Source organism: Xanthomonas cissicola (assembly GCF_008801575.1).
Taxonomy (GTDB): domain Bacteria; phylum Pseudomonadota; class Gammaproteobacteria; order Xanthomonadales; family Xanthomonadaceae; genus Xanthomonas; species Xanthomonas cissicola.
The window spans coordinates 1-24,538 of sequence record NZ_VZPL01000045.1 but is presented as its reverse complement, the minus strand read 5'-3'; the positions used below and the strand labels follow the sequence as shown (position 1 = coordinate 24,538).

At 65.6% G+C, this 24,538-nt stretch carries 15 protein-coding genes and 3 pseudogenes; 10 read left to right on the top strand and 8 right to left on the bottom strand.

Annotated features, from left to right (window positions below):
- Window positions 1-73 precede the first annotated feature (73 nt).
- Window positions 74-1,240, bottom strand: a complete 1,167-nt coding sequence (gene lldD, locus F7R02_RS17035) for an FMN-dependent L-lactate dehydrogenase LldD (protein ID WP_005915955.1) — start codon at window positions 1,238-1,240, stop codon at window positions 74-76.
- Window positions 1,241-1,496: 256 nt separating this feature from the next.
- Between lldD and F7R02_RS17025 the strand changes: the two genes are divergently transcribed.
- Window positions 1,497-2,747: a serine hydrolase domain-containing protein gene (locus F7R02_RS17025; RefSeq protein WP_078589514.1), complete on the top strand. Its 1,251-nt coding sequence runs from the start codon at window positions 1,497-1,499 to the stop codon at window positions 2,745-2,747.
- Between the two features lies 1 nt (window position 2,748).
- Here F7R02_RS17025 and F7R02_RS17020 read toward each other — a convergent pair whose 3' ends face one another.
- The 3 genes from F7R02_RS17020 to F7R02_RS17010 all read right to left on the bottom strand — a co-directional run bounded on the left by F7R02_RS17020 (window position 2,749) and on the right by F7R02_RS17010 (window position 5,489).
- Entirely contained in the window at window positions 2,749-4,266 is a 1,518-nt protein-coding gene (locus F7R02_RS17020; protein ID WP_078589512.1) for a carotenoid oxygenase family protein, read from the bottom strand.
- Between the two features lie 26 nt (window positions 4,267-4,292).
- A complete protein-coding gene (locus F7R02_RS17015; protein WP_227479198.1) occupies window positions 4,293-4,715 on the bottom strand; it encodes a DUF2141 domain-containing protein in 423 nt (140 codons plus the stop codon).
- A 207-nt stretch (window positions 4,716-4,922) separates the two neighbouring features.
- Window positions 4,923-5,489: a methyltransferase family protein gene (locus F7R02_RS17010; RefSeq protein WP_078589509.1), complete on the bottom strand. Its 567-nt coding sequence runs from the start codon at window positions 5,487-5,489 to the stop codon at window positions 4,923-4,925.
- 59 nt (window positions 5,490-5,548) lie between these two features.
- Here F7R02_RS17010 and F7R02_RS17005 point away from each other — a divergent pair, with 59 nt between their 5' ends.
- From F7R02_RS17005 to F7R02_RS16990, 4 genes and pseudogenes are all read left to right on the top strand, one after another.
- Window positions 5,549-6,748, top strand: coding sequence for a sensor histidine kinase (locus tag F7R02_RS17005; protein ID WP_078589527.1), 1,200 nt, complete (start codon window positions 5,549-5,551; stop codon window positions 6,746-6,748).
- On the top strand, window positions 6,745-7,377 hold the full coding sequence (locus F7R02_RS17000; protein ID WP_078586586.1) for a response regulator transcription factor: 633 nt from the start codon (window positions 6,745-6,747) through the stop codon (window positions 7,375-7,377). Before F7R02_RS17005 ends, F7R02_RS17000 begins: the two co-directional genes overlap by 4 nt.
- 366 nt (window positions 7,378-7,743) lie before the next feature.
- A complete protein-coding gene (locus F7R02_RS16995; RefSeq protein ID WP_078518193.1) occupies window positions 7,744-8,142 on the top strand; it encodes a hypothetical protein in 399 nt (132 codons plus the stop codon).
- Between the two features lie 254 nt (window positions 8,143-8,396).
- A pseudogene (locus tag F7R02_RS16990) lies at window positions 8,397-8,945 on the top strand (hypothetical protein).
- Window positions 8,946-9,116: 171 nt separating this feature from the next.
- Here F7R02_RS16990 and F7R02_RS16985 read toward each other — a convergent pair.
- On the bottom strand, window positions 9,117-9,515 hold the full coding sequence (locus F7R02_RS16985) for a hypothetical protein (protein WP_005933088.1): 399 nt from the start codon (window positions 9,513-9,515) through the stop codon (window positions 9,117-9,119).
- Window positions 9,512-12,859 carry an nSTAND1 domain-containing NTPase gene (locus F7R02_RS16980; protein WP_078589507.1) on the bottom strand — a complete coding sequence of 1,116 codons (3,348 nt, stop codon included), beginning with the start codon at window positions 12,857-12,859 and terminating at the stop codon, window positions 9,512-9,514. The genes F7R02_RS16985 and F7R02_RS16980 overlap by 4 nt, the downstream gene beginning before the upstream one ends.
- A 279-nt stretch (window positions 12,860-13,138) precedes the next feature.
- Between F7R02_RS16980 and fabV the strand changes: the two genes are divergently transcribed.
- Together fabV and F7R02_RS26410 are read left to right on the top strand one after the other, a co-directional pair.
- Window positions 13,139-14,347, top strand: a complete 1,209-nt coding sequence (gene fabV, locus F7R02_RS16975) for an enoyl-ACP reductase FabV (RefSeq protein ID WP_078567990.1) — start codon at window positions 13,139-13,141, stop codon at window positions 14,345-14,347.
- A 165-nt stretch (window positions 14,348-14,512) separates the two neighbouring features.
- A pseudogene (locus F7R02_RS26410) lies at window positions 14,513-14,798 on the top strand (hypothetical protein).
- 166 nt (window positions 14,799-14,964) lie between these two features.
- On the opposite strand, the gene F7R02_RS16970 reads toward F7R02_RS26410, so the two are convergent.
- Window positions 14,965-15,987 (bottom strand): sugar kinase, encoded by a 1,023-nt coding sequence (locus F7R02_RS16970; RefSeq protein WP_078589504.1) that lies wholly within the window; start codon window positions 15,985-15,987, stop codon window positions 14,965-14,967.
- Window positions 15,988-16,272: 285 nt separating this feature from the next.
- On the opposite strand from F7R02_RS16970, the gene F7R02_RS16965 reads away from it, so the two are divergent.
- The 3 genes from F7R02_RS16965 (at window position 16,273) to F7R02_RS16950 (ending at window position 24,252) form a co-directional block, all read left to right on the top strand.
- The gene (locus tag F7R02_RS16965; RefSeq protein WP_078589501.1) at window positions 16,273-19,053 is read left to right on the top strand and encodes a TonB-dependent receptor; all 2,781 of its coding nucleotides are present in this window, start codon (window positions 16,273-16,275) and stop codon (window positions 19,051-19,053) included.
- Window positions 19,054-19,411: 358 nt separating this feature from the next.
- Entirely contained in the window at window positions 19,412-23,278 is a 3,867-nt protein-coding gene (locus F7R02_RS16955) for a LamG-like jellyroll fold domain-containing protein (protein WP_078589495.1), read from the top strand.
- 350 nt (window positions 23,279-23,628) lie between these two features.
- Window positions 23,629-24,252 carry a hypothetical protein gene (locus F7R02_RS16950; protein ID WP_139370938.1) on the top strand — a complete coding sequence of 208 codons (624 nt, stop codon included), beginning with the start codon at window positions 23,629-23,631 and terminating at the stop codon, window positions 24,250-24,252.
- Between the two features lie 180 nt (window positions 24,253-24,432).
- On the opposite strand, the pseudogene F7R02_RS16945 reads toward F7R02_RS16950, so the two are convergent.
- Window positions 24,433-24,538, bottom strand: a pseudogene (locus tag F7R02_RS16945) (IS5/IS1182 family transposase); the annotation flags it as partial.

The window sequence follows — 24,538 nt, the reverse complement described above, 5'->3', positions numbered from 1 at the left end:
CGGTCATGCACTTTCGGTCCGCTGCCTGGCGAACCGCTCACAGCAGTCGATTATGCGCTACGGTTTAGCGGCTTTATGGCGAGATCGCATCGGCCCGCTCGCGCGTCACCCGGCTCAACGCCTCGGCGCTGATGTCGGCGATGGAATGCGTGCCGGTCAGCGTCATCGCCACGCGCATTTCCTTTTCGATCAGGGTCAGCAGGTTTTCCACGCCGGCCTGCCCGGCGGCCGCCAACGCGTAGACGAACGCGCGCCCCAGCAATACCGCATCGGCACCGAGCGCGAGCATGCGCACCACATCCAGCCCGCTGCGGATGCCCGAATCGGCCAGAATCTTCAGCTCGCCCTTCACCGCATCGGCAATGGCCGGTAGTGCGCGTGCGCTGGACAGCACGCCGTCGAGCTGACGGCCGCCGTGGTTGGAGACCACGATGCCGTCGGCACCGAAGCGCACCGCATCGCGTGCGTCCTCCGGGTCCAGGATGCCCTTGATCACCATCGGCCCGGTCCAGAATTCGCGGATCCATTCCAGGTCTTTCCAGGCGATTGACGGGTCGAAGTTGGCGCCCAGCCAGCCGATGTAATCCTGCAGGCCGGTGGGGCTGCCGCGGTAGGCGGAGATGTTGCCCAGATCGTGCGGTTTGCCGAGCAAGCCTACGTCCCACGCCCAGCGCGGGTGCGTCACCGCCTGCAGCATGCGCCGCAGCGAGGCGTTGGGCCCGCTCATGCCCGAGTGCGCATCGCGGTAGCGCGCGCCGGGCGTGGGCATGTCCACGGTGAACACCAGCGTGGTCACGCCCGCCGCCTTGGCGCGCTCCAGCGCATTGCGCATGAAGCCACGGTCCTTGAGCACATAGAGCTGGAACCACATCGGCCGTTCGATGGCCGGCGCCACTTCTTCGATCGGGCACACCGACACCGTGGACAGGGTGAACGGAATACCGCGCGCGGCCGCCGCACGCGCGGCCTGCACTTCGCCGCGGCGTGCATACATGCCGGTGAGGCCGACCGGCGCCAAGGCCACCGGCATCGCCAGGGTTTCGCCGAACAGCTCGGTGCTCAGGCGCAGATCCGACATATTGCGCAGCACCCGCTGGCGCAGCGCCACATCGGCCAGGTCCGAGACATTGCGCCGCAAGGTGTGCTCGGCATACGCGCCGCCATCGATGTACTGGAACAGGAAGGGCGGCAGGCGTGCTTCGGCGGCGGCGCGGTAGTCGGAAGCGGCGGAAATGATCATCGAAGACGGGACGGCAGCGGCAGGGGAGCCGCCGAGTGTAAGACCATCGGTGGCAGGTGGACCGCTGCAGCGGCAGGCCGCACGCGCTGCACGCGGCGTTTCGTCGGGCGCATGGGCGGTTTGGTCGCATCGCGCTGGCATCGGCACTGATCGGTTGCAAGACTGCGTCTGCTGCCGCAGCGGCGCTGGCGCTGGCGCTTGCCGGCGCCGCCCACGTGGGGCATCTGCAGCAACCACATCACGGAAGGAGGGCGCCATGCGTGCAGGCACAGCAGCGGGATGGACGGTAAAGATCGGGCTGGCGATCGGTGTGCTTTGCAGTGGTCAGGCGTGGGCGGGCGGGCCGGGTCGGTCGGCCGCGCCGGACGCCATCACACGCACACTCCAGCAACACATGGACGCCGCCGGCATCGTCGGCCTGGGCGCGGCGATCATCCGCGACCGCAAGGTGGTCTGGACCGGCGGCGTCGGTTTTGCCGACCGTGCGCGCGGCACGCCATTCACGCCCGACACCGTCATGAACATCGGCTCGATCAGCAAGACCGTGACCGGCGTGGCGCTGATGCAGGCGGTGCAGGACGGCAAGCTGGCGCTGGATGCGGACATCAACACCTATCTGCCGTTCGCCGTGCGCAACCCGCAGTTTCCGCAGGTGCCGATCACCCTGCGGCAACTGGCCACGCACACCTCCAGCCTGACCGACCGCTGGGAGGTCTACCGCGGCACCTATCGCTGGCAAGGCCTGCCGGTCGCGCCGTTGGGCGACTTCTTGCGCGGCTATCTGGCGCCCGGCGGACGCGACTACCAGGCGCAGAACTACCTGCCGGTCAAACCCGGCACGCATCGCGAATACTCCAACATCGGTGCCGGCCTGGTGGGCTACATCGTCGCTCGCGCGGTGGGCCAGTCGCTGGAGCGCTACACGCACACGCGCATCTTCGCGCCACTGGGCATGCAGCACACTGCCTGGCATGCGGCCGATCTGCCGGCCGCCGCCCAGGCCACGCTGTATGTGAGCCAGTTCGGTGTGAGCGTGCCGATCCCGCCGTACGAACTCACCACCTACCCCGACGGCGGCGTGCGCACCAGCGTCAACGACCTCTCCAGGCTGTTCATCGCCCTGCTCGATGGCGGGCAGTACCAGGGCGTGCGTATTTTGGATACCACCACCACCGCGCAGATGCTGCGTTTCCAGTACACCGCCGCCAACACGCCCGACAATGTCGCCTTGAACGAGAAGAACTCCGGCATCTTCTTGTCCACCAAGTACAACGTCACCCGCATCGGCCACGGCGGCTCGGACCCGGGCGTGCACACCGAGATGCTGTCGGACCTGGCGCACGACAATGCGGTGGTGCTGATCAGCAACACCTCCCTGGACAGCAGCGATGCCAGGGTCAATGCGCAGCTCTTCGACGATCTGTGGGCGTATGCCGTGGAGCTCAGGCAGCAGGCGGCGCCCGCTGCCGGCCAGGCGACGGCAGTGCAAGCGCTACCGGGACGCTGACTCACCCGGCAGCCGCAAAATGCCCATGAAAACCCAGCGGCAACGCATACGGCAGCCAGGCTTCGGCGATCGGTCCCGCATCGATGTGGCGCGCGTCCAGCACCATCAGCCCGCTGCGGGCATGCGCGGTGTCCAGCACGGTGCCGACCAGCCAGCCGTCATCGGGACGCTGGCTGCCGGGTCTGGGCACGAACACGTGTTCCTCGGCCAGCACCTCCGGGCCGTAGCGGTGCACCTGGCGGCGGTCGCGCTCCAGGTCGTAGCCGGCAACCGCATTGAGAAACGGCGAGGTGTTCGGCCCGTCGATGCACGGTGCATACAGCCGGGCGCCGCGCGTGCCGGGGGTGCGGCGGTCGAACAACGGCAGCTCCAGGTTGTCCACCGGGTGCGCCTGCCAGTGCGCGCGGCCGCTGCGCAGATCCAGATGCAGGCTGCGCAGCTGCACCGCGGCCGGCTGCGCATGCGCATCGCCGAGCATGGCCGCGCGCATCGGCGAACGTGCTTCTTCCGGATCGGTATGCACCACCGCGCGCGCCACGATGCGGTTGCGGTGTTCGTAGGCATCGGCAAAGTGATAGGCCACTGCGAAGTCGGCCTCGAACCAGCGCGGTTGGTCCAGCGCGTCCTTGGGCACCACCGCAATCCGGCACGGCGCGTCCGGGGTGAAGCGCAACTGTTCGAAGAACGCGCCGTCGCCCTCAAGCCGCTTGTAGGGCGCCAGCACGAAGATCAGATGGCGCTGCGTCATCGCAAAGCTGTGCAGGTAGCCGGGCGCATCGGTGTGCATCAGCTGCACGTTGCGCAGCGTCGCATCGGCGCCCAACTGCCAGATCACCACCCCGGTCGAGCCGATCACGCCGATCGAGCCGAAATTCCAGGCGCTGCCGTCGTCATCGATCAACGGATGCGCCGAGAACGGCATTGCCGCCAGATCGTCGCGCCAGGTCACCGGGCCAAGCGTGTCCAACGCATCCGGATCCAGTTCGATCGCCGAGCCGGCTTCCCATAACGCAAATAGGCGCCCATTGAGCATCGCCACCGAGGTATTGGCGGTGTTGACGTCGTCGTTGTTGCGGCCCGGCTGCATGTCCGGCACCGAGGTGCCGGCAGCGCGATACAAAAAGCGACCGGCCTGCTGCTCCCGGGTGAACTTGTGCGTGGCCACCATGCGCGCCTGGTGCTGCACCTGCGCCCCGCCCAGGCGCCAGCGGTGCACCATGCCGTCGCCATCGAACCAGTGCGCGTAGCGGAATCCCGCACGCTCGGTCCAGGCCGGGCCGTTGCGATACAGGCTGCCGGCCAGCCCATCGGGCAGCGTGCCCTGCAGTGTTGCCGTGGTCGGGGCAAAGGTCGGGCTGGTGACGCTGCGCCAGCCCAGCAGCCACGGGGTGCGTTGCAATTGCGCATGAAACGCCGCCGCTTCTGCGGCCTGGGCCGGCAGGCTGCGCACAGCCCAGCTACCGAGTGCGGCGCTGCCGCTGGCGGCCAGCAAGGACTGCAGAAAGCGACGGCGGTGCATGGCAGTTTTCCTTGCGCGTGCCGGCGTCAGCGCATCTGCACGCTGATGCGTTTGCCGGCAGCCGGCAGCTCGAAGACGATCTCGTCGAAGTCGGGTTTGCGCATGCCGGTCGGGTTGTTGCTGAAGCCGTAGCCTTCCACCGGCATGCCGATCAGGTTGGTGTCCAACTTGCCATTGCTGTTTTCGTCGTGATTAATCATCACCGCGTAGCGCCCCGGGGCAAGGTTCTTGAACTGGATCTGCGGCGTGGTGCTGGTGATCGGCACCGTCTGCGCCTGCACAGGCGGCTGTGCGCCATCCAACTGCGCGGGCGCGGCTATCACCGCAACGCGCAGCTTGCCTTGCTGCGAGCGCAGGCCGCTGACGCCCACGTCCAGATCGGCAGCGTTGGCGGCAGCGCTGCCAAGCAGTCCGGCGAGGGCGACAACGGCATAAATGCGGGCAAGCATGCAACTCTCCTGGCAACGATGGGGATGCGGCGCGTGGAGCTCGATGGTACGCAGCGCACCAGCCTGGCTGCGGTGGCGGCCGTCGCACATCGACCGATGCACGCCGACGCCAGACAGTGCGGCACTGCGCGCACGTGCATGCAGCACATGCCGAACCGGTGTACGAGCGCGCGAAGCGCTGCTGCGTGCCATCCGCGCCTGCCGACCTCACCACACCAGCGGCAGCAGGCGCCGGCTCTGCGCGGCATAGGCCGGGTAGGCAACCGGAAACGCACGCCGCAACGCGGCCTCTTCGATCCGGATGCGGTGCAGAAACGCCAACGTCACCGGCACCACGATCGCCGCTACCGACAACGCATTGCCCATGCCCAGCGCCAGCCCGTAGAACGCCATCAGCGCGCCGGTATAGGACGGGTGACGCAGCCAGCGGTATGGGCCGCTGCGAACCAGTTGGTGGTCTGACTGGATGGTCACATCCACCGTGAACCAGCGTGCCAGCACCTGGATGGCCCATACGCGCAACGCCAGCCCACTGACGATCAGGGCGCAGCCGGCCCACTGCAGCGGTGCGTACCAGCCCTGCGGCCAGCGCGCCAGCCCGCTATAGGCCAGCGCCACCGCAATGGCTACCGCCACAGACAGCACCCACCACAGCTGCTGCAGCGTGCCCTGGTCGTGCGCGCCGCCATCGTTGGCGCGGCGACGGCGGCTGAGCAGCATTTCATAGCCTCCCCAGACCAGAGTGAGGGCGAGAAACAGACTGGAAGCAGACATGGTGTGACTCCGTGGCGATGGGTGGCGGGGTGATGCCAGTGTGCGCACGCGCCGCATGGATCGCAGGGGCCGCAGGTCATCGATCGCACCTGCCGGAAGTCACTTTCTGCACGCGCACCATTGCCGAGTGGCCGCGCGGCCGTCAGCATCGCCGCATGCATTCTTCCCTGAGTCATCTCTCGCATCCGCTGCGCCTGGCCGGCGCGTTCACCATTGCGGCGGTGGCGTTGTCGTTCATGCCCGATGCGTCACCGCAGGGCGCCTGGCGCTGGGGCGTGCTGGCCGGCTTCACCGCCTTGTTCCTGCTGCACACCGTGTTGCCGTCGCTGCATGCCTTGCGCACTGTCGCCACGTTGCTGCAGGCGGTCCTGGCATTGCTGCTGGTCTGGATAGAGCCGCGTGCCGGCACCGCGCCGGTCCTGCTGGTGATGCTAGTGGCGCAGGCGGGCATGACCTGGCCGCCGTTGCGCGTGCTGCTGCTGGCACTGGCGTTGAACGCTGGCATGTACGCGGTGCTGGTGCACGCAGGCTTCGATCGCGCCTTGTTGATCGTCAGCATCTATGCCGGCTTCCAGGCCTTTGCCGCACTCACCGCGCATTACGCCCGCAGTGCCGAGCGGGCGCGCGACGCCTTGGCCCACGTCAACGCCGATCTGCTGGCCACCCGCGCGTTGCTGGCCGACAGTGCGCGCGATGCCGAGCGTTTGCGGCTGGCGCGCGAGTTGCACGATGTGGCCGGGCACAAGCTCACCGCCATGCGCATCAATCTGCGCCTGCTCAGCGCCGACCCGGCCCTGCCACAGCGCGACGAGGTGGCGGTGGTGGAACAGTTGTCGGCCGAACTGCTGTCGGACATCCGCAACGTGGTGCAATCGCTGCGCGACGACCAGGGCCTGGACCTGCAGACCGCCTTGCGTGCACTGGCCGCCCCGTTCCCGCGCCCGACGCTGCGCCTGCAGATCGATGCCGACGTGCGTGTCACCGATGCGCGCGTGGCCGAGCTGCTGCTGCGGCTGGTGCAGGAGGCACTGACCAACGCCGTGCGGCATGCCGATGCCGATGAAGTGGCCGTGCACCTGCACTGCGAAGGCGCACAGCTGCACGTGGACATCTGCGACGATGGCCGCCGCGCCGAGCGCATCCGCGAAGGCAACGGCATTACCGGCATGCGCGAACGCCTGGCCGCACTGCACGGCCAGCTGGACCTTGGCCGCACACCCACGGGCGGCATGCATCTGATCGCGAGACTACCGGTATGAGTTCACGTCGTATTGCCCTGGCCGACGACCAGATCCTGGTGCGCGCCGGCCTGCGCGCGTTGCTGCAGCAGCAGGGCGTGGAGGTGGTGTGCGAGGCCGACGACGGCCAGGGCCTGCTGGATGCGCTCGCCATCCACACGGTGGACGTGGTGCTCAGCGACATCCGGATGCCCGGCCTGGACGGCATCCAGGCACTGGAGCACCTGCGCGCCCGCGGCGACCGCACCCCGGTGCTGCTGCTCACCACCTTCGACGACAGCGACCTGCTGCTACGCGCCAGCGAGGCCGGCGCGCAGGGCTTCCTGCTCAAGGACGCCGCCCCGGAAGACCTGCGCGAGGCGATCGAGCGCGTCGCCGCAGGCGACACCCTGCTGCAGCCGGTCAGCACCGACCCGGTGCGCGCCCGCTACCAGTTCCGCGACCAGCAGGCCCCGCGCGAGACCTTCAGCGAGCGCGAGGTGGCGATCCTGCGCCTGCTGGCCGGCGGCTATTCCAACAAGGAAATCGCCCGCACCCTGTTCCTGGCCGAAGGCACGGTGAAGAACTACGTCTCCGCCATCCTGGAAAAGCTGGGCACCCGCGACCGCACGCGGGCGGTCTTGAAGGCGATCACGTTGCGGGTGATTTGAGGGCGGGGGAATCGGGAATCGGGAATCGGAAGAGCGGGCGGTTGGGCAGTTTGGACCGGATCAGAAAGCCCTAGAGCAAGGGGGAACCTAAAGCCCCTCTCCCCCTGGGAGAGGGGTTGGGGTGAGGGTGCGGGTAACGCCAGTTGGTGCCGTTGCGCCACCTTGTAGTGTGTCCCTAGCGTCGAACCGGCTCAGGCCAGCATTCCTATGTGACTGTTCCATAACGATTTATGGGCAACCGTCAGCTTCGGCCAGCAACCGTAAGGTTGCCGTCAGGTCAGGCGCGGACCCACGCACGAAGGTGATCCGGCGGCCAGCGAGGCCGCCCGGGGACGCGCCGCGCTCCGGTCTGCTGCGGAGTCCGTCATGCGCCTGGTCCGGTCGTGGTTCGTGGTGATCGTCGTGCTGTCCACCAGCGCCTGGGGCGCGCCGACCCAGGCCGAATTGCCGATCAGCTGGTCCCGCGCTGCGTTGCCGATCCCAGCGGTCCCCGAACGCGACATGTGGGCCGTCGTGGGATACGCGTCGGCAGCGCAGGCGACGGCTGCCCATGCCTGCGATCGGCTGATCAGGCGCTTCGATGGGGACGGTTGGCGCCAAGACCTGGCGAGTCGGCCACGCAAGGTCGGCCAGACCGCTGGCCCTGACCACGCGGGCACGGACACCGGCATGGCCGGTACGTGGTCGACGCGTGGCCAGATCAAGCCGGCCTTCAGCAACGGAACCGAGCGCGACGAGCGGCTGCGCAGGTCGGCCGACATATAGCCGCGCCCGCGTGGTTGCCTGGGATGCGCCATTGCCGCGGCGCCCGATCGATGCCAGGTGGAGACAGCAGCACGCCGCAATCCTGCTGGATCGGCCGACGCACGCCAGGCGCGCAGCGACACGGTCGATGCGAAGAGACGTATAAACATCCAAGGTCGCCTCGATCTTCCACGTGGAAGCGCAGTGCTGAGGAACATGACTGGATGAGCCTGTATCGGGTTGTCTGCGCCGTCTTGATGGCGACGTGCTCGCTCCTGACCGCCACCGGCTGTGCGAAGCAACCAACGTTATCGTCGCGCTTGATCGTGAGCGTCGATGCGCCGATGCTGGAAAAAGGCGGCGCGGTCATCGTGTTGGCGCGTCCGATCCCCGACCGCCAGTGGCGCCACCTTGAAAGCGCCACGTCGAGCGACGCCGGGGACGAGAAACAATTTCAGGTCACCGTCGCCTCGCCGGCATCGATCATCGAGCTGCATTACCCTGAGACGGGCACCTATAGTTTCAAACTTCGGCCGGCAGCACGCGCCAAACCACCATTTCTCCAATCGCGCCGGGTGCTGATCGGACAGGCCGACCTGACGGATCCGCAGACAAAACACCAAGTGCATTGGCCTTCGATGAGTGTTGTCCATGTCAGCGGCAACACCTACCCGGAAGGATGGGCGCGCATTCTGGCGTCCACTTTCGATGTGCCTTTCGGAAGCGATGCGCCAGACACCTAGGTGATCTCCCATTTTCCTGCCGGTCGCCTGATCGCCCTGACGCCCAAGGCTATCGATCCCTATGTCCGTGACACCAACTGAGTGCCTGCATGAAGGCGCGTCGCGCGTGCAGGAGGTCCGCTGCAGAGCGGCTCCCACCCTTCGTCACACGCGCCAGCGCCGGGCCTGTTGCCGTTTGCGACCGAGCCGCCCGTCGATCGCGCTGCGGCTCCCGTCCGACGGCGCACCGTCGGACGGAAGTGGACGCGACGATCAGTGACGCCCGAATTCGGTCGGCGAAATTTCCGGGTCGTTGCCGACCTGGGGGTCGCAGCTGAAATGCGCGCCGGTGATTGTGTCCTTCACCACCACGGTGAAAAAGATCAGCGTCGGCTTGTTGTTGGCATTGACGACCGTCACGCTCTGGCCATCGGGATTGATATCCGGCTTGCCGATCTGACCGGTCGCATCGGAACTCAGCAGGCTGATGATCTTGAAGCGCTTGGGCACCGAACCGCAGAACCTGTAGCAAAGGGTCACGTCCTGCTCGCCCTTGCCCACGATCAGCAGGTCAGGCGAGAAGCTGTAGAAGTAGGCGCCCCTGCCGGTATTGCCGCCGAACTCAACGTGCGCCACGGTCAGTGTGATGGGGATGATCTGGGGATCGGTCATGACGTTGGTGATTCCTTGAAGAGCGGGGCATAGAGGGAAACGAATCCCGGGTGGCGGTAGCCCGCTTGATACAGCCATCCGAGCTGTTGCGTCACGGCAGCGCGCCGACCCAGATGGATCTGTGCGCGAATCCAGGGGTCGAGCAAGGTCTTGTCGCGACTATTGCCGATATCGGCGCCGAGCACTGCCACCGTCCGTTGCCAGGCGGCGCGTGCACCGACGTGATCGCCGTTGGCGTCCAGCTGTTCGCCATACCAGACCAATGCAGTCGCCAGCGCCGACACGCCGATCAGGTCGGCCGGTTTGGCCTGATGCAGGGCATCCAGCCGCGCCACGATCGCCGCCAGACTGGCCGTCTGGCGGTCGCCACGCAGTCCCTGCACCCGGTTCAAGCGCAACGCGATGATGGCGTCCAGCCATTCCCATTCCGGCAGCGGCTGGTGCGCCAGCACGCCTGCCAGCGTCTGCCGCGCCTGGGTCAGCTGGCGCGTGGCCGCAGCGGCGTGCCCGTCCAGCGCGGCCACCCAGCCGGCCTGCGCATAGGCATGCGCCAGATCGCGGCGCCAGGTGCGGTTGTCCGGCTGCTGCGCGACCAGCGGTTCCAGCATCCCCACGCTGGCTTGCGCGTCGGCTTGCGCCTGCGCCAGGTGACCGCGTGCCAGCGCCAGATTGGAGGTGCGCACCAACGAGGTGGCCATGCGCCGTCGCCAGGCGTTGGCATCGGGATCGTGCTGCACCAGCAGGCGCAGTGTTTCGATCTGCTCGCGATAGCCCTGTTCGGCCGGTGCCAGCAGGCCCTGGGTTTCCTGCGCCAGACTCAGCCAGGACAGGCTGTCGACAAGCTCGTAGCGCACGGACGCGTTGTCTGGGGTACGCGCCAATACCTGGCGTTTGAGCGCGATCGAGCGGGCGAACAAGCCGATCGCCGTGTTGGCCTGCCCTTCGCTACGCGCCAGCGTGCCAAGATTGTTGAGCGCGTACGACAACTCCAGTTGCCAGTGTGGATCATCTGGCGCGGTGCGCACCAACCATTCGCTGGCGGCCAGATACTGCGACCAATGGGTGCGCGCCAACGGAAACTGTTTGCTGCGATAGGCCATGTTGCCCAGCCAATACGCCGTCTGACCTATTTCCGCATGCGCCTCCACTGCCTCCGGCGCCTGCGTCCGCGCCTGCTCGGCAGTGGACGCGGCACGCATGAATGCGGCCTGCGCCTCCTCCAGCTTGCCCTGATTCATCAGCACTTCGCCGGTGGTACGCAGCGCACGTGCGTGGTTGATCAGATCACCGGTTGCCATGCCCGCCCGGGGCAGGTCTTCCAGATAACGCAGCGCACGGCTGCCGACGCTATCGAGCAGCTTGAGGTTGCCCACGGTGCGCAACTGCTCGGCCAGGTCGCCCAGCATATAGCCCACCAGTTGCTGGGCTTGATCGCGGCGTTGTTCGGCCACTTGCTGGGCCTGGCGCGCCCGCCAGCCGAGCAGCAGCGAGGCGCTGGCCAGCACCACCAGCAGTGCGGCAGCGGCGGCGTACAGACCGCGGCGCTGGCGTTGGGAGCGTTCGCAGGCGCGCAGGAAGGCATGATCCAGTGCGTCCAGATCCTGCGGCATGCGCCGTGCAGCCTCGCGTGCTTCGCTCAGCGGGCGGCCGCTGTTGAGCAAGTGATCGCTGCGCCGGCCTTCGGCGGCCCAGCGCTGTGCCGCCAGTTGCAGCCGCTTGCGTGCCTGCAACAGGCGGCGGTTTTCATGGATCCACTCGGCTGCGCGCGGCCATTGCCGCAACAGGGCTTCGTGCGCGACCGCAAAGCCCGGCTCGCCGGCCACCAGCTCGCTGACGAACAGGCGCGCATGCACGAACGCATCCACCAGCACGCGCGCTGCGCTGCTGGCCGGCAGTGCCGACCACAGCGCACGCCGCGCGGTGACGGCATCGCTGTCGGGGTGGATCACGCTCAGCAGCGTCAGCACCTCGCCCAGCGCGGCCCGCGCATCGGAAGGCAATGCGCGAAACGTCTGTTCGGCATGATGCGCCAGCGCGCCTTCCAGCCCGCCCAGCGCGCCATACGCCACGAACGTCAGCACGCCATCGTCGCTGCGCTGCGCATGCAGGGCATGCAGCAGATGTTGCAGCAATGGCAGTGCGTCGGGCTGGCGCGTGGTGGCATCGCGCAGCACATCGTCCAGGCGGCCGGCGCCGCCGTGGTCTTCTTCGAAGCGCAGCCCGGCCATCGCTGCCGGTATGCGAATGATCTGGCCGATCTCGCCATCGCGTGGCGGCAGCAGATCCACGTGCCCATCGCCGCGTTTGAGCTCGACGATGTCCGGCAGTGCATCGATCAGGCGCGGATAGAAATCGCTGCGGGTGAGCATCAGCACGGCCACGTGCGCGCTGGCACAGAGCGCGTGCAAGGCCGCTGCCAGCGCGGCGCGATCGGCGGCAGTGATGCCGGGCGTGGCCACCATCGCTTCGGCATGGTCGATGACCAGCAGCAGATGGCGCTGGGTGTGCACGTTGTCGCGCGCGTGAGCGCTCTGGCGCATCGCTTCGTCGATGGCCGCATGCAGCGGCGCAGGTTGCTGCAGCCATTCGGGCAGGCGTGCCGTCTGCGCCGGCGACAGCACCGCGCGCCCACCCGGTGCCCATTGCCCCAGTGCGCGTGCGAGCGTGTCCAGCACATCGCCGCCGCGGCATTGCGCCAGGTTGCAGTACGCCACCGCGATGGCCTCCAGCCCATCCAGGCCGCCGGGCTGGCACAGCAACGGCACCACGCCGGCGCGCAGCAACGAGGTCTTGCCGCAGCCGCTGGCGCCGCTCACCAGCACCAGCCCGCGCCGGCTGTGCAATTGCGCGCGCAACGCGCCCAGCACCTGCGCAATGGCATGGCTGCGGCCGAAGAACACGTCTGCATGTGCCGGGTCGAATGCCTGCAGCCCCATGTACGGGTTGCCATGCCCCCATGCCGGCGTACCGATCACCGCACCGCGGTAATCGTCGGGAAACACAACCTTCGGCAGCAGCCGGTAGCCACGCTTGCGGATGGTCTCGATAAAGCGCGGCTGGCGGCTGTCGTCGCCGAGCTTGCGGCGCAGCTGGGCGATGGTCTTGTGCACCGGGTTATCGCCGTAGAAGCTGCCGTGCCACACCTCGATCAACAACTGCTCGGCGCTGATGACCTCGCCGGCGCGCTCGGCCAGCGCGATCAGCACTTCCATCATGCGCGGTTCCAGCGTGATGGTCCGGCCGTCGTCGATCAGCGTCAGCCGCTCCGGCTCGACCAGCAGCGGGCCAAGACGGAACCGCGGAACGGAGCCCAGCTGCGTGACGCGCTCGCTTCGAAGAGACATCGCTCAAATCACCGGTCGCACAACTGGAAGGGGCCTCGACAATCGCCATCAGGCGCGGCCAGGCACGGCACGGCAGGGCGGAAACGTAGCACAGCCCGCTGCCGGGTAAGTCGATTACGGTCGCTGTTCGTTGCTGCGCGCGCGCAGGTGCTGGCGTCAGGCTGCCCTGCGGCCGCCTTCAGGTACGTCCATACAGCGGCGTGTGTTACGCATCAGGCTGTTTCGTGCGCGCCACACGCACTAAGATGCCGCCAGCATCTTGCTGACCAGGAGTTCACATTGATCATCCATCCCAAAGTGCGCGGCTTCATCTGCACCACCACGCATCCGCTTGGCTGCGAGCGCAATGTGCTCGAGCAGATTGCTGCAACGCGTGCGCGTGGCGTACGCACCGACGGCCCCAAGAAAGTGCTGGTGATCGGCGCGTCCAGCGGCTACGGCCTGGCCTCGCGCATCACCGCTGCCTTCGGGTTCGGTGCGGACACGCTGGGCGTGTTCTTCGAAAAGCCCGGCACCGCCAGCAAGGCCGGCACGGCCGGCTGGTACAACTCGGCCGCGTTCGACAAACATGCCAAGGCGGCCGGGCTGTATAGCAAGTCGATCAATGGCGACGCGTTTTCCGATGCCGCGCGCGCGAAGGTGATCGAGCTGATCAAGACCGAGATGGGCGGGCAGGTCGACCTGGTGGTGTATTCGCTGGCCTCGCCGGTGCGCAAGCTGCCGGGCAGCGGCGAAGTCAAGCGCTCGGCGCTCAAGCCGATCGGGCAGACCTATACCGCCACCGCCATCGACACCAACAAGGACACCATCATCCAGGCCTCGATCGAGCCGGCCAGCGCGCAGGAGATCGAAGATACCGTCACCGTGATGGGCGGGCAGGATTGGGAATTGTGGATCGACGCGCTGGAAGGCGCCGGCGTGCTCGCCGATGGCGCGCGCAGCGTGGCCTTCAGCTATATCGGCACCGAAATCACCTGGCCGATCTACTGGCATGGCGCACTCGGCAAGGCCAAGGTCGACCTGGACCACACCGCGCAGCGCTTGAATGCGCGCCTGGCCAAGCGCGGTGGCGGCGCCAATGTGGCGGTGCTCAAGTCGGTGGTCACCCAGGCCAGCGCGGCCATTCCGGTGATGCCGCTGTACATCTCCATGGTCTACAAGATCATGAAAGAAAAGGGCCTGCACGAAGGCACCATCGAGCAGCTCGACCGCCTGTTCCGCGAGCGCCTGTACCGCGAAGACGGCCAGCCGGCGCAGGTGGACGACGAAAACCGTCTGCGCCTGGACGACTGGGAATTGCGCGACGACGTGCAGGACGCCTGCAAGGCGCTATGGCCGCAGGTCACGACCGAGAACCTGTTCGAGCTCACCGACTACGCCGGCTACAAGCACGAGTTCCTCAAGCTGTTCGGCTTCGAGCGCACCGACGTGGATTACGACGCCGACGTGGCGACGGATGTCAGCTTCGATTGCATCGAGTTGGGCTGAGAATCGGGAATCGGGAATCGGGAATTGCAAGAGCGGTGGCTTGATGCAGCACTGATCTTGGGCGGACATCAAGACTTGGCGATAAGGACAACCGGTACGTTGCCGGTTGTCTTGCTGAGCTGCTGTGACGAATCCTCATTCCCTAATTCCGAATCCCGGCCCCCAATGGACAAACTTATCGCATCTGGTCCTGGCCTTTCTTGTCAGTGGCGTCTGTGCCGTGCTGTTGCGGTTTATCCGTGCGCACGGTGCGCTCAAAGCACTCGCCAATCCTGTGATCACTACGGCCGTGGTCTGCGCCGTGGTGATGCAGGACGGCTCGGCACCGCCGTGGCAGAACGCGCTATTGATTGCGGCGTTCTTCAGCGTGCCTGCCTAGCTCTGCGTGGTGCTGGTAAGTGCCGCGATGGCATGGCTCATCAACAAGCGCCTCGCACGCAAGCCCGCCTGAAACGCGTCAGCGCAGCGAACAACACCTAGCGGGCATCTGCCAGCTGCCAGCTGCCCGCTGGCGCGCAATCGCGCGCCAGTTCCGGATGCGCCGTGCTATCGGCAAAACATTCGAATCCAGTGCCGAAAACCAGCGCTGTCAGCTCTTACGATTCCCAATTCCCGATTCACCGCCTCACATCGAACCGCGCATCGCCCACGCAGGCCTGCACATCGGCCACCGACAGCGGATTGAAATCGCCCGGGATCGAATGCTTCAAACAGCCGGCGGCCAGGCCGAAGCGCACCGTATCCTCCAGCGACCATCCTTCGATCAGGCCGTGCAGCACGCCGGCCGCAAACGCGTCGCCGCCGCCAATGCGGTCGATGATGGGGGTGAGCTCTTCGCTGGGCGCACGCGCCACCGCGCCCTGGCGCGGCACCAGCGTCGCGCCCAGGCTGTGGTGGTCCACGTGATGCGCCACGCGTTGCGTGCAGGCCATCAACTGCAGCTGCGGGAATGCAGCGAAGGCGTGCTGCGCGGCCGCTTCCACGCGCGCTTCCAGCGTGTCCTGCGCGAACTCCCCGCCCAGCACCACGCCGATGTCGCGGTAATCGGCAAACACCACATCCGCGCAGGCAAACAGCTGGTGCAGGATGCCGCGCGCATCGCCCTGCCAGCGTTGCCACAACTTGGGCCGGTAGTTGCCGTCGAACGACACCTTGACCCCGGCCGCACGCGCGGCACGTGCCGCCGCCAGCGTGGCCTGCGCCACCTCCGCGCCCAATGCCGGGCTCACCCCGGACAGATGCAGCCACTGCGCGCCTTCCAGCAGACGCGGCCAGTCGTAGGCGTCGGCCGGTGCCAGCGCAAAGGCCGAGTCGGCGCGGTCGTAGATCACTTCGCTGGGGCGATGGATCGCCCCGGTAGTCAAGAAATACAGGCCCATGCGGCCGTCCACGCGCCGCACATGGCGGGTATCCACATCGTGCCGGCGCAGTTCGCCCAGCACCGCGGCGCCCAACGGGTTGTCCGCCACCGTGCTGACCATCGCCACCTCGTGGCCGAAATGCGCCAGCGAAACGCCGACGTTGGCCTCCGCACCGCCGCAGTGCACGTCCAGCCGAGGCTGCTGCAGCAGCAACTCATGACCAGGCGCCCCCAGGCGCAGCAATAACTCACCAAAACACAGGATACGGGCACGGCTCATGCGGCAATTACCTCGGCTGGGTGGTGCGTGACGGACGGGGGCGCCGGCGCACACTGAGATGACCATCGGTGTCATTCTAGCCGGCACGAAATGCCGGCTGCTACGGCCATGATGCGATGTGAAGTGACCGCTTGCACCCGTTTTTCGGAAATTTGGTGGCGTTTTCTGCTGCGCTGCAAGATGTTACGGGACGATTCAGCTGGTAACGTCGTTTTGACCAGCGGTGTCATTGCCGCTCTCAACCCGCTATTTCACATTGTTCATGGACCCTTGGGAGGGGAGGACATGCAATTTCGGACCACCAGCCGGAAGACACCGGTTACCTTGCTTGCGCTGTCGATCGGCCTGGCGCTGAGCGGCCAGGCTGCCGCACAAGACGCTGCCCAATCGCCCGCCGAGCCCGCCGTCGACCTGGACACTGTCACGGTGACCGGTTACCGCGCCAGCGTCGAGAAGGCCCTGGACATCAAGCGCGGCGAAGCCGGCGTGGTCGATGCCATCGTGGCCGAGGACATCGGCAAGTTCCCCGACCTCAACCTGGCCGAGTCGCTGCAGCGCATTCCTGGCGTGGTGATCACCCGCGACGCTGGCGAAGGCCGCGCCATCACGGTGCGTGGCCTGGGCCCGGAATTCACCCGCGTGCGCATCAACGGCATGGAAGCGCTCACCACCGTGGGCGCCGGCGACCAGAGCGGCGGCACCAACCGCGGCCGTGGCTTCGATTTCAACGTCTTCGCCTCGGACCTGTTCTCGCAGCTGATCGCACGCAAGACGGCCTCGGCCGATGTGGAAGAGGGCTCGCTGGGGGCCACCGTCGACCTGCGCACCGCGCGCCCGTTCGACTACAGCGGCTTTACGTTTGCCGCCAGTGGCCAGGCGGCCTATAACGCCATGGCCGAGAAGGCCAACCCGCGTGTGGCTGCGTTGATCGCCAATACCTGGGCCGACAACACCTTCGGCGCCCTGCTGTCGGTGGCCTACACCGAGCGGCAGGTGCTGGAAGAAGGCTCCAACACCGGCCGCTGGGCCAACGGGACGAGCAACGGCAACTTCAGTGCGGCATCGCCATTTGCGGCCGCACGCTCGGCCGACGTGTACCACCTGCGCTTCCCGCGTTATGTACAGATGGAACACGACCAGCAGCGCCTGGGCGTGACTGGCTCGTTGCAGTGGAAGCCCACCGACCGCACCACCATCTCGCTGGACGCGCTGTACTCCAAGATCGACGCCACGCGCGATGAGCATTACATCGAGGCCATCTCCTTCAGCCGCGGTCGCGACAGCGGCACGCCGCGCCGCGCCGACCGCGACGGCAAGCCGGCCACCATCGTGCGCAATGGCGAGATCCGAAACAACGCGCTGGTGTACGGCGAATTCGACAACGTCGATATCCGCTCGGAGAACCGCCACGACGAGTGGAACACCGAATTCAAGCAGGTCAGCCTGGATCTGGAGCATCGCTTCAGCGATGCCTTCTCCGTGTCCGGCCGTGTCGGTACCTCGCGTTCGGCGCACGAGAACCCGGTGCAGACCACCATCATCATGGACAAGTACGACGTCGACGGGTACAGCTACGACTATCGCGGCAACAACCGCGCGCCGGTGCTGAACTACGGCATCGACCCGACCAATCCTGCCGGGTGGGAACTGGCCGAAATCCGTCTGCGTCCGCAGACGGTGGACAACGATTTCGATACGGCGCAGATCGACTTCAACTGGAACATCAGCCCCGGCTTCCGCCTCAAGGGTGGCGTGCTGGCCAAGGACTACACCTTCAGCACGGTTGAGCTGCGTCGCGCCAGCGAAGTGTCGGTGCCGACCTTTGCCAATGGCACCCGCATCGTGCCGACGGACCTGACCGAGCAGGCAGGCCTGAAGGGCATCAACGGCAGCCCGTCCAACTGGGTCGTTCCCAATCTGGATGCCGTGGCCAACCAGCTCGGCATCTACAGCAACACCGGCACCTACGCCGTGGCGCCGCGTGCCAACAACACCCGCAGCGTCGAAGAGAAGGACCGCGGCGTCTGGTTGATGGGCGAGTTCTCCACCGATCTGGGCTCCATCCCGCTGTCGGGGAATTTCGGCGTGCGCTATGTGCGCACCGAGCAGGAGTCCACCGGCTATGCGTTGATCAACAACGCGCCGGCGCTGACCACGGTGGGCCGCAAGTACAACAACACGCTGCCCTCGTTCAACCTGGTGGCCGAGCTCGCGCCCGACCTGCTGCTGCGTCTGGGCGCGGCCAAGGTGATGTCGCGTCCCGGCCTGGGCAGCCTCACGCCCGGTGTGACCGTGGCCGTGGCCGGTGGCGCACGCACCGTGTCCGGCGGCAACCCGGATCTGGATCCGATCGAAGCCACCAATGTCGATCTTGGCCTGGAGTGGTACTTCAACGAGGGCGCGATGCTCGGTGTCGGCGTGTTTTACAAGGACATCGAAAGCTTCATCCAGACCGCACGCGAAGTGCGCCCGTATGCCAGCAGTGGCTTGCCGGCCTCCTTGCTGGATGGCACCGGCGCCAGCATCAACGACGACTTCACCTTCAGCATTCCATTGAATACACCCGGTGGCGAGTTGAAGGGCGTGGAAGCGAACTATGTCCAGCCCTTTACGTTCCTGCCGGGCAAGTGGGCCAACCTGGGCGTGCAACTGAACTACACCTGGGTGGATTCGCAGATCCAGTACCTGTCCAGCACCGGCGCACCGGTGATGAAGAACGACCTGACCGGGCTGTCGCGCTCGTCGTGGAATGCGACCTTGTTCTACGAGGGCGAGTCCTTCGCCGGCCGCATCTCGGCCACCAATCGCGACGATTACCTGACCCAGGCCCCCGGCACGGAAGCGGGATTCAACGTCGATGGCGTGCACGGCATGAGCGGCACCACCATGATCGACGCCTCGCTGCGCTACAAGATCAGCAAGCAGCTGGAGCTGAGCCTGGAGGGCATCAACCTCACCAACGAAGCGTCCGACGAATGGGTGTGGTCGCCGCAGACCGGCGAGTTGCCGTTGCAGTACACCGAAACCGGCCGCCAGTACCTGCTGGGCCTGCGCTACAAGTTCTAAGTGCAGCCAAGTCGCTCCAAGTGATCTCCGCCCGCTGCGTACATCGCGTAGCGGGCGCGAGATCGACGTTGCAACGCATCTGTACGACGCACCGCACCCCGCTGCACGCAACGCAGTGGTGGATTGCAACCCGCCCGCGCCGCGCACGACGCACCGCCTGGGTCATCAGCGTGCATCCAGTGGTGACCAAGGTGCGACGCATGGGCAGGCTGGCACCGCGTAGGCTATGCAGGCCATCGCGGCGCCGGGCAGGACATGTGGCAGACCCGTGCCGGCGTGGGGGCTGTCATCGCCATGCAGTTTCGAATATTCGCCGCGCGGTGACCCCGTGCGGCGATGCTTTTTGAGGAGTCAGGCAGTGAGCGTGCAGAAGTGGTGGACGAGTGTGCTGTTGTTGATTGCGCTGCCGGTGCGTGCGGCCGCTGCCGATGCACCGGAGTTGTTGTTCCGCGTCTCGGCCGACCAGAGCCTGCAAGCCGATGTTGCCCGCGGCGATGGCGTGCCCAATTTCCGCGACAAGATCGCGCTGGTGCCCACCGGCAAACGTGGCAACGCCATCGAATGGGCCGACGACGGCGTGCTGTCGTGGAATGCACCCGGCAACCTCTACACCCAGCGCGGCACGCTCGGCTTCTTCTGGCGTTCGCGTTACCCGGTCGGCGAAGCGCCGTTCGTGATCTTCCGCGTCGGCTACGCCGACCACACCAGCTGGGACATGGCCTGGCTGCGCATCGACTGGAACGGTCACGGCTTCGATGCCTTCGTCACCGATGCCAATCTCGCGCGCACCCGTGTCTCTTTCAAGCTCGACAAGGCTCCGGCTGCCAGCGACTGGACCCACATTGCGTTTGCCTGGGACGAAACCCGCGGCGTGCGCCTGTATGTCGACGGCAAGGAGGCCGCACGCGCAGACTGCGGCGCGCCCTGCGCCAACGGTGGCGCGCTCGATTACGACGCCGCACTCGACCAGTTCGGCCTGGCCGGCCGGGTGATGTCGCCGCACCAGGTGCAGAGCCGCTACAACTTTCTGCGCGGCAGCGACTTCGACGAGATCCGCATCTACGACCGCATGCTCGACGCCAGCGGTGCCGCTGCGCTTGCGCGCCTGCAGGAACCCACCACCGCACCCGCCATCGCTGCGGACGCGCAATACGCCGCCTTCCTGCATCGCTACGGCTGGGACAACGGCCACGCGCCGCCCGCACTGACCGCACCGGTCACCCGCATCCGCAAGGTGGAATTCACCGACGCACGCGACCTCAAGCAATGGATGTGGAAGGCCACCGACGGCATCGCCGAAACCACCTGGCCCGGCGTCTACAACCGCTCGCGGCTGCCGGGGCGCAACGACTATTTCCAGCTGCCAGACTGGAACACCTATGTCGAAGGCGGCAAGGCACTCGACCTCAGCCTGCCGGACGAACCCTTCAACCGCATCGAACTACGCGGCGCCGCCTACGGCCAGGCCACCTATGCCGCGCCCAACGCGCAGCCGCAGCCGTTGTTCGCACGCCAGCAAGGCGTGGTGCGCAGCGTCGACCAGTTCGAAGAGCGCCGCGGCGGCACGCTGCGCTTTGCCAACACCGCGCAGGAAACCCCCATCCAGGAAATCTGGGCCTACGATGTGCAACCAGGCGAAGTGCCCAACGGCAGCGCGCAACTCAGCTACACCGTGCGCAGCGACATCCAGCCCGACTACGACAACCTCGCCGAACTGCGCGCTGTCATCGCCGGCCGCTACCCGCCGGGCGAGCGCCAGACCGTGATCGCGCTGCCCACCAAGGCGCCCGCGCGCAAGCGCCCCAGCGACAAGGCCGCAGCAAGCGCCCAGCAACCCATCGTGCACATCCTGGTGCCCGCCAGCCTGGGCGACCCGCCGCCGGACCAGCCACTGATGCGCAGCTGGTCCTACGGCTGGGAGAACATGCACGACGGCCTGGACGGCATCGCCATCACCCTGCCGGCGCTCAACCTGCCGGCCACCCACAACGGCAGCATCCCGCTCAACATCCGCATCAAGGACCCCATCTGGCCCGCGCGCGACATGATCGATGTCTCGGTCGCGGTCGCCCCCGGCCAGGCCCGCACGCTGTGGCTGGATCTGCGCGACCGCATCCTCAGCAACGACAGCCTGATGCTCAGCATCGCGGCCGCTGCCCCCGACTTCGATGCCAACGCGCTCGATGGCACCCAGCTGCAGCTGGTGTTCAAACCGCGCAACGAGGCCATCAAAGAGCACGTCGCCGACCGCTTCACCCAGGTCAAGGACAACTGGGGCTTCCTGGTGGAAGAGCACACCACCTCCAAGCGCCAGCTGCTCTACAAACGGCTAGATGCGGACATCACCGACCTGCTGCGCGTGGACCCGGACCACGCACTCGGTCGCCAGTATTGGAACGACATCAGCTACGCCAACCAGGGCGCGTTGCCGGTCGAACTGCCCACCGTACCCAAGGGCGTGCCCGCCTGGGCGTTCTGGCAGCTGCAAGAGCTCAGCGCCACCCGTCGCTATATCCGCTGGTGGATCGAGCAGCGCCAGGTCGCCTATGGCGATTTCGGCGGCGGCATCTCCGACGACTCGGACCTGGTGCAGCAATGGCCCGGCGTCGCGCTGATGGGCGTGGACCCGGACATGCTCAACGCCTCCATGCTGGCGCTGTCCGATGCCAACTACCGCAACGGCATGTTCACCAACGGCCTGTCCACCATCGAAACCGACGAGCTGCATTCCTATGAGGAGGGCATCAACCTCAACAGCGCCCTGCTGTACCTCAACTGGGGCGACCCGCGCACCGTCGAGCGCCTGATGGAAACCGTCAAAGCCTTCGACAGCATCATCCAGGTCAACCCGCAAGGCCACCTACTGTTCGCCAGCAACTGGTTCGGCGGCCGCACCGTCTACCGCGAGCCCAACTGGCAATGGCAAAAACCGTACTCCTTCCCCATCGTGCACCCGGCCATCCTGCTGGGCGGCTATAACGCCGACCCCAACAGCCGCCGCATCGTCACCGGGTTAGCCGACGGCTATCTCGCCCACGCCTACACCAACGCCAAGGGCAACTGGGCGCTGCCCAACGAGATCAACTGGCAAACCGGCAAAACCCGCGGCGGCGAACTGTTCGAAGGCAGCGGCGGCGCCGACACCTTGCACACCTTCTGGGCCGCCTACCGCTTCACCGGCGAGCAGCGCTATCTCAAGCCCATCGACTACCGCGTCGCCAACAGCGGCCCCAACGGCCTGTCGCTGCTCAACGAAAACTTCCTCGATGTCATGGGCAAGCGCAGCGACTGGAGCGGCAAGCTCATCGACGCCGCAAATAAAGACGACGGCAGCGCCCCGGACTTCCCGCACCATGTGGCCTGGGAGCAGACCGGCAATCTCGAGTATCTCGCCGCCATTTACCGCAGCGAGGCGCGAGAGAAACTGCAGAACTTCTACATGAACACCGAAGGCCACTGGTGGAGCGACCGCGTGGAATCCCCCACGGTCAACCTGCAACGCGCACGCCTAGGCGGCGTGGCCCTCAAGCGCAACCAGACCTACCCCGGCCACACCGTGAGCTGGCGCTTCGCCGACCCGGAGGCCGCCACCCAAGTGGCCATCGCCATCCCCGCACCCCAGCAAGACCGCTTCACCGTCATTGCCTACAACACATCGAACAAAAACCAGCGCGCCAGCATGACCGGCTGGAACGTCGCCCCAGGCCAATGGCGCATCACCCAGGGCGTGAGCAAAGGCAATGACGGCAAGATCGACGGCACCGCCACCACGCGCGAGGTGGCCTTCGAGAAAAGCGCGGCCATCGACATCGACTTCCCCGCAGGCCGCACCACCGTCCTGCAGCTCGAACGCATTGCAGCCACCACCCCAGTCGAACTGCGCCCGGACCTGGGCATCGGTCATGGCGACGTGCGTGTGACTGCCGATGCCATCGAAGTGACTGTACACAGCCTCGGCCATGCGGATGCGCCGGCCGGGTTTGTGGTGGTGGAAGACGCGCGTGGCAAGGAGCTGGCAAGAGCCCCATTCCCGGCACTCGCCGCACCACGCAATCTGCAGCCAATCACCACGCAGGTGCGCCTGCCGCTAACCAACGCCGCAAACACAAAAACCGCGCAACTACGCGTCATCACCAATGGCAACACCGCAGAGATTACCGGCCTCAACAATAAACTGCCGCTGCCAACCTCAACCAACGCGCCAACGGCAAAAAACAGCCCATAACCAAACGCACCACTCCCTTCTCCCGCACGCGGGAGAAGGTGCCCGAAGGGCGGATGAGGGCAAAGCCGATAAAGCCAACGATCAATCGCCAAAGCGCATTGACGCAATCCAAAAACTCGGCGAGGATCAAGTCACGCAGTATGTAATGCAGCCGCAAAGCCACACATTTCTTCAGGGGGAAGAAACAATGTTGAGCAAGGCATGGAGCATCGTGGCACTGAGTGTGGCCGCAGTAGGGATGCGGTTGAAAAGCGATGAGCTTCAACCACTTGTAGCGATTGACCGCAGTCAGGCAGTCGCCGAGGATCAGGTTATGCCGCGCTTAGGCGGTTCAGTAGTAGTTAGTTCTCATGAAAGATAAACGGCTACCTGAAAGATTGATCTACCTCGACTCTGAGTTCGTATCGAGATTGTACGAATCAGAGTTTGATTACTCGCCAAAAACTCAAATTACGCGTACTGAGGGAATTCAAGCATCGGCATCTATCGCTTTTCTTTCAGGCGGCGGCAACTCCAGCGAGAGCAGAAGTTACAGCATTTCAAGCCTGGAGATGTTGGATAAGCTTCACAACCGCATTATTAAGTACCCAGATTTCGCGACGCTCGATTACAAAATGGACTCACCATCGACGTATTGCTGGATTGAGGGTGCTCTTGGAATCAGCAAGATCAAAGTAACGAGGACAAGGCAAACAATCACGCTCATTGGGAAATCAAATCCAAACAAGAGCGAAAAAAGTGAAGAACTCGTTGGAGAAGAAGCATTCTTTAGCTTCAAAAGCGGCGATGCCAAATTCGCTCTATCACCGACAGATCAATACTTCATGTCTGGGATTGCTGCGTTTAAGGGTCTCACACATCTGTTAGTCGATAGGCTATCTCTTCCTAGCCGCGCATTGGTTCGTGTTTTTTCAGCAAACACTTCGTTCGGTGAATGGATTGCAACACCTCTAGTAATCTACGACACGGAATGATTGCTAACAATTCATTCAAGCCGACGCCGCTTCGCGGCGCGGCGTGATTCAGGCGTTAGACACTAGGGAAGGTCTGAATAACGAGGCCTGAGAGTGCGGGATGTCGCGTCGTTCCGAAGAGTGGCGTTTGAATCTTTGGAATTTCGCCATTTCTGGCGCTTTCCGTGGGAATTTCCTGGTTTACAGGCGCACGCTCCCCATAGCCGGCAGCAACTGCTTTCGCTTCATCCACAGATTGGAGAGCGCAAACAAGGTCAGCACGTGTGCGGTGTTTTTGGCCAGGCCG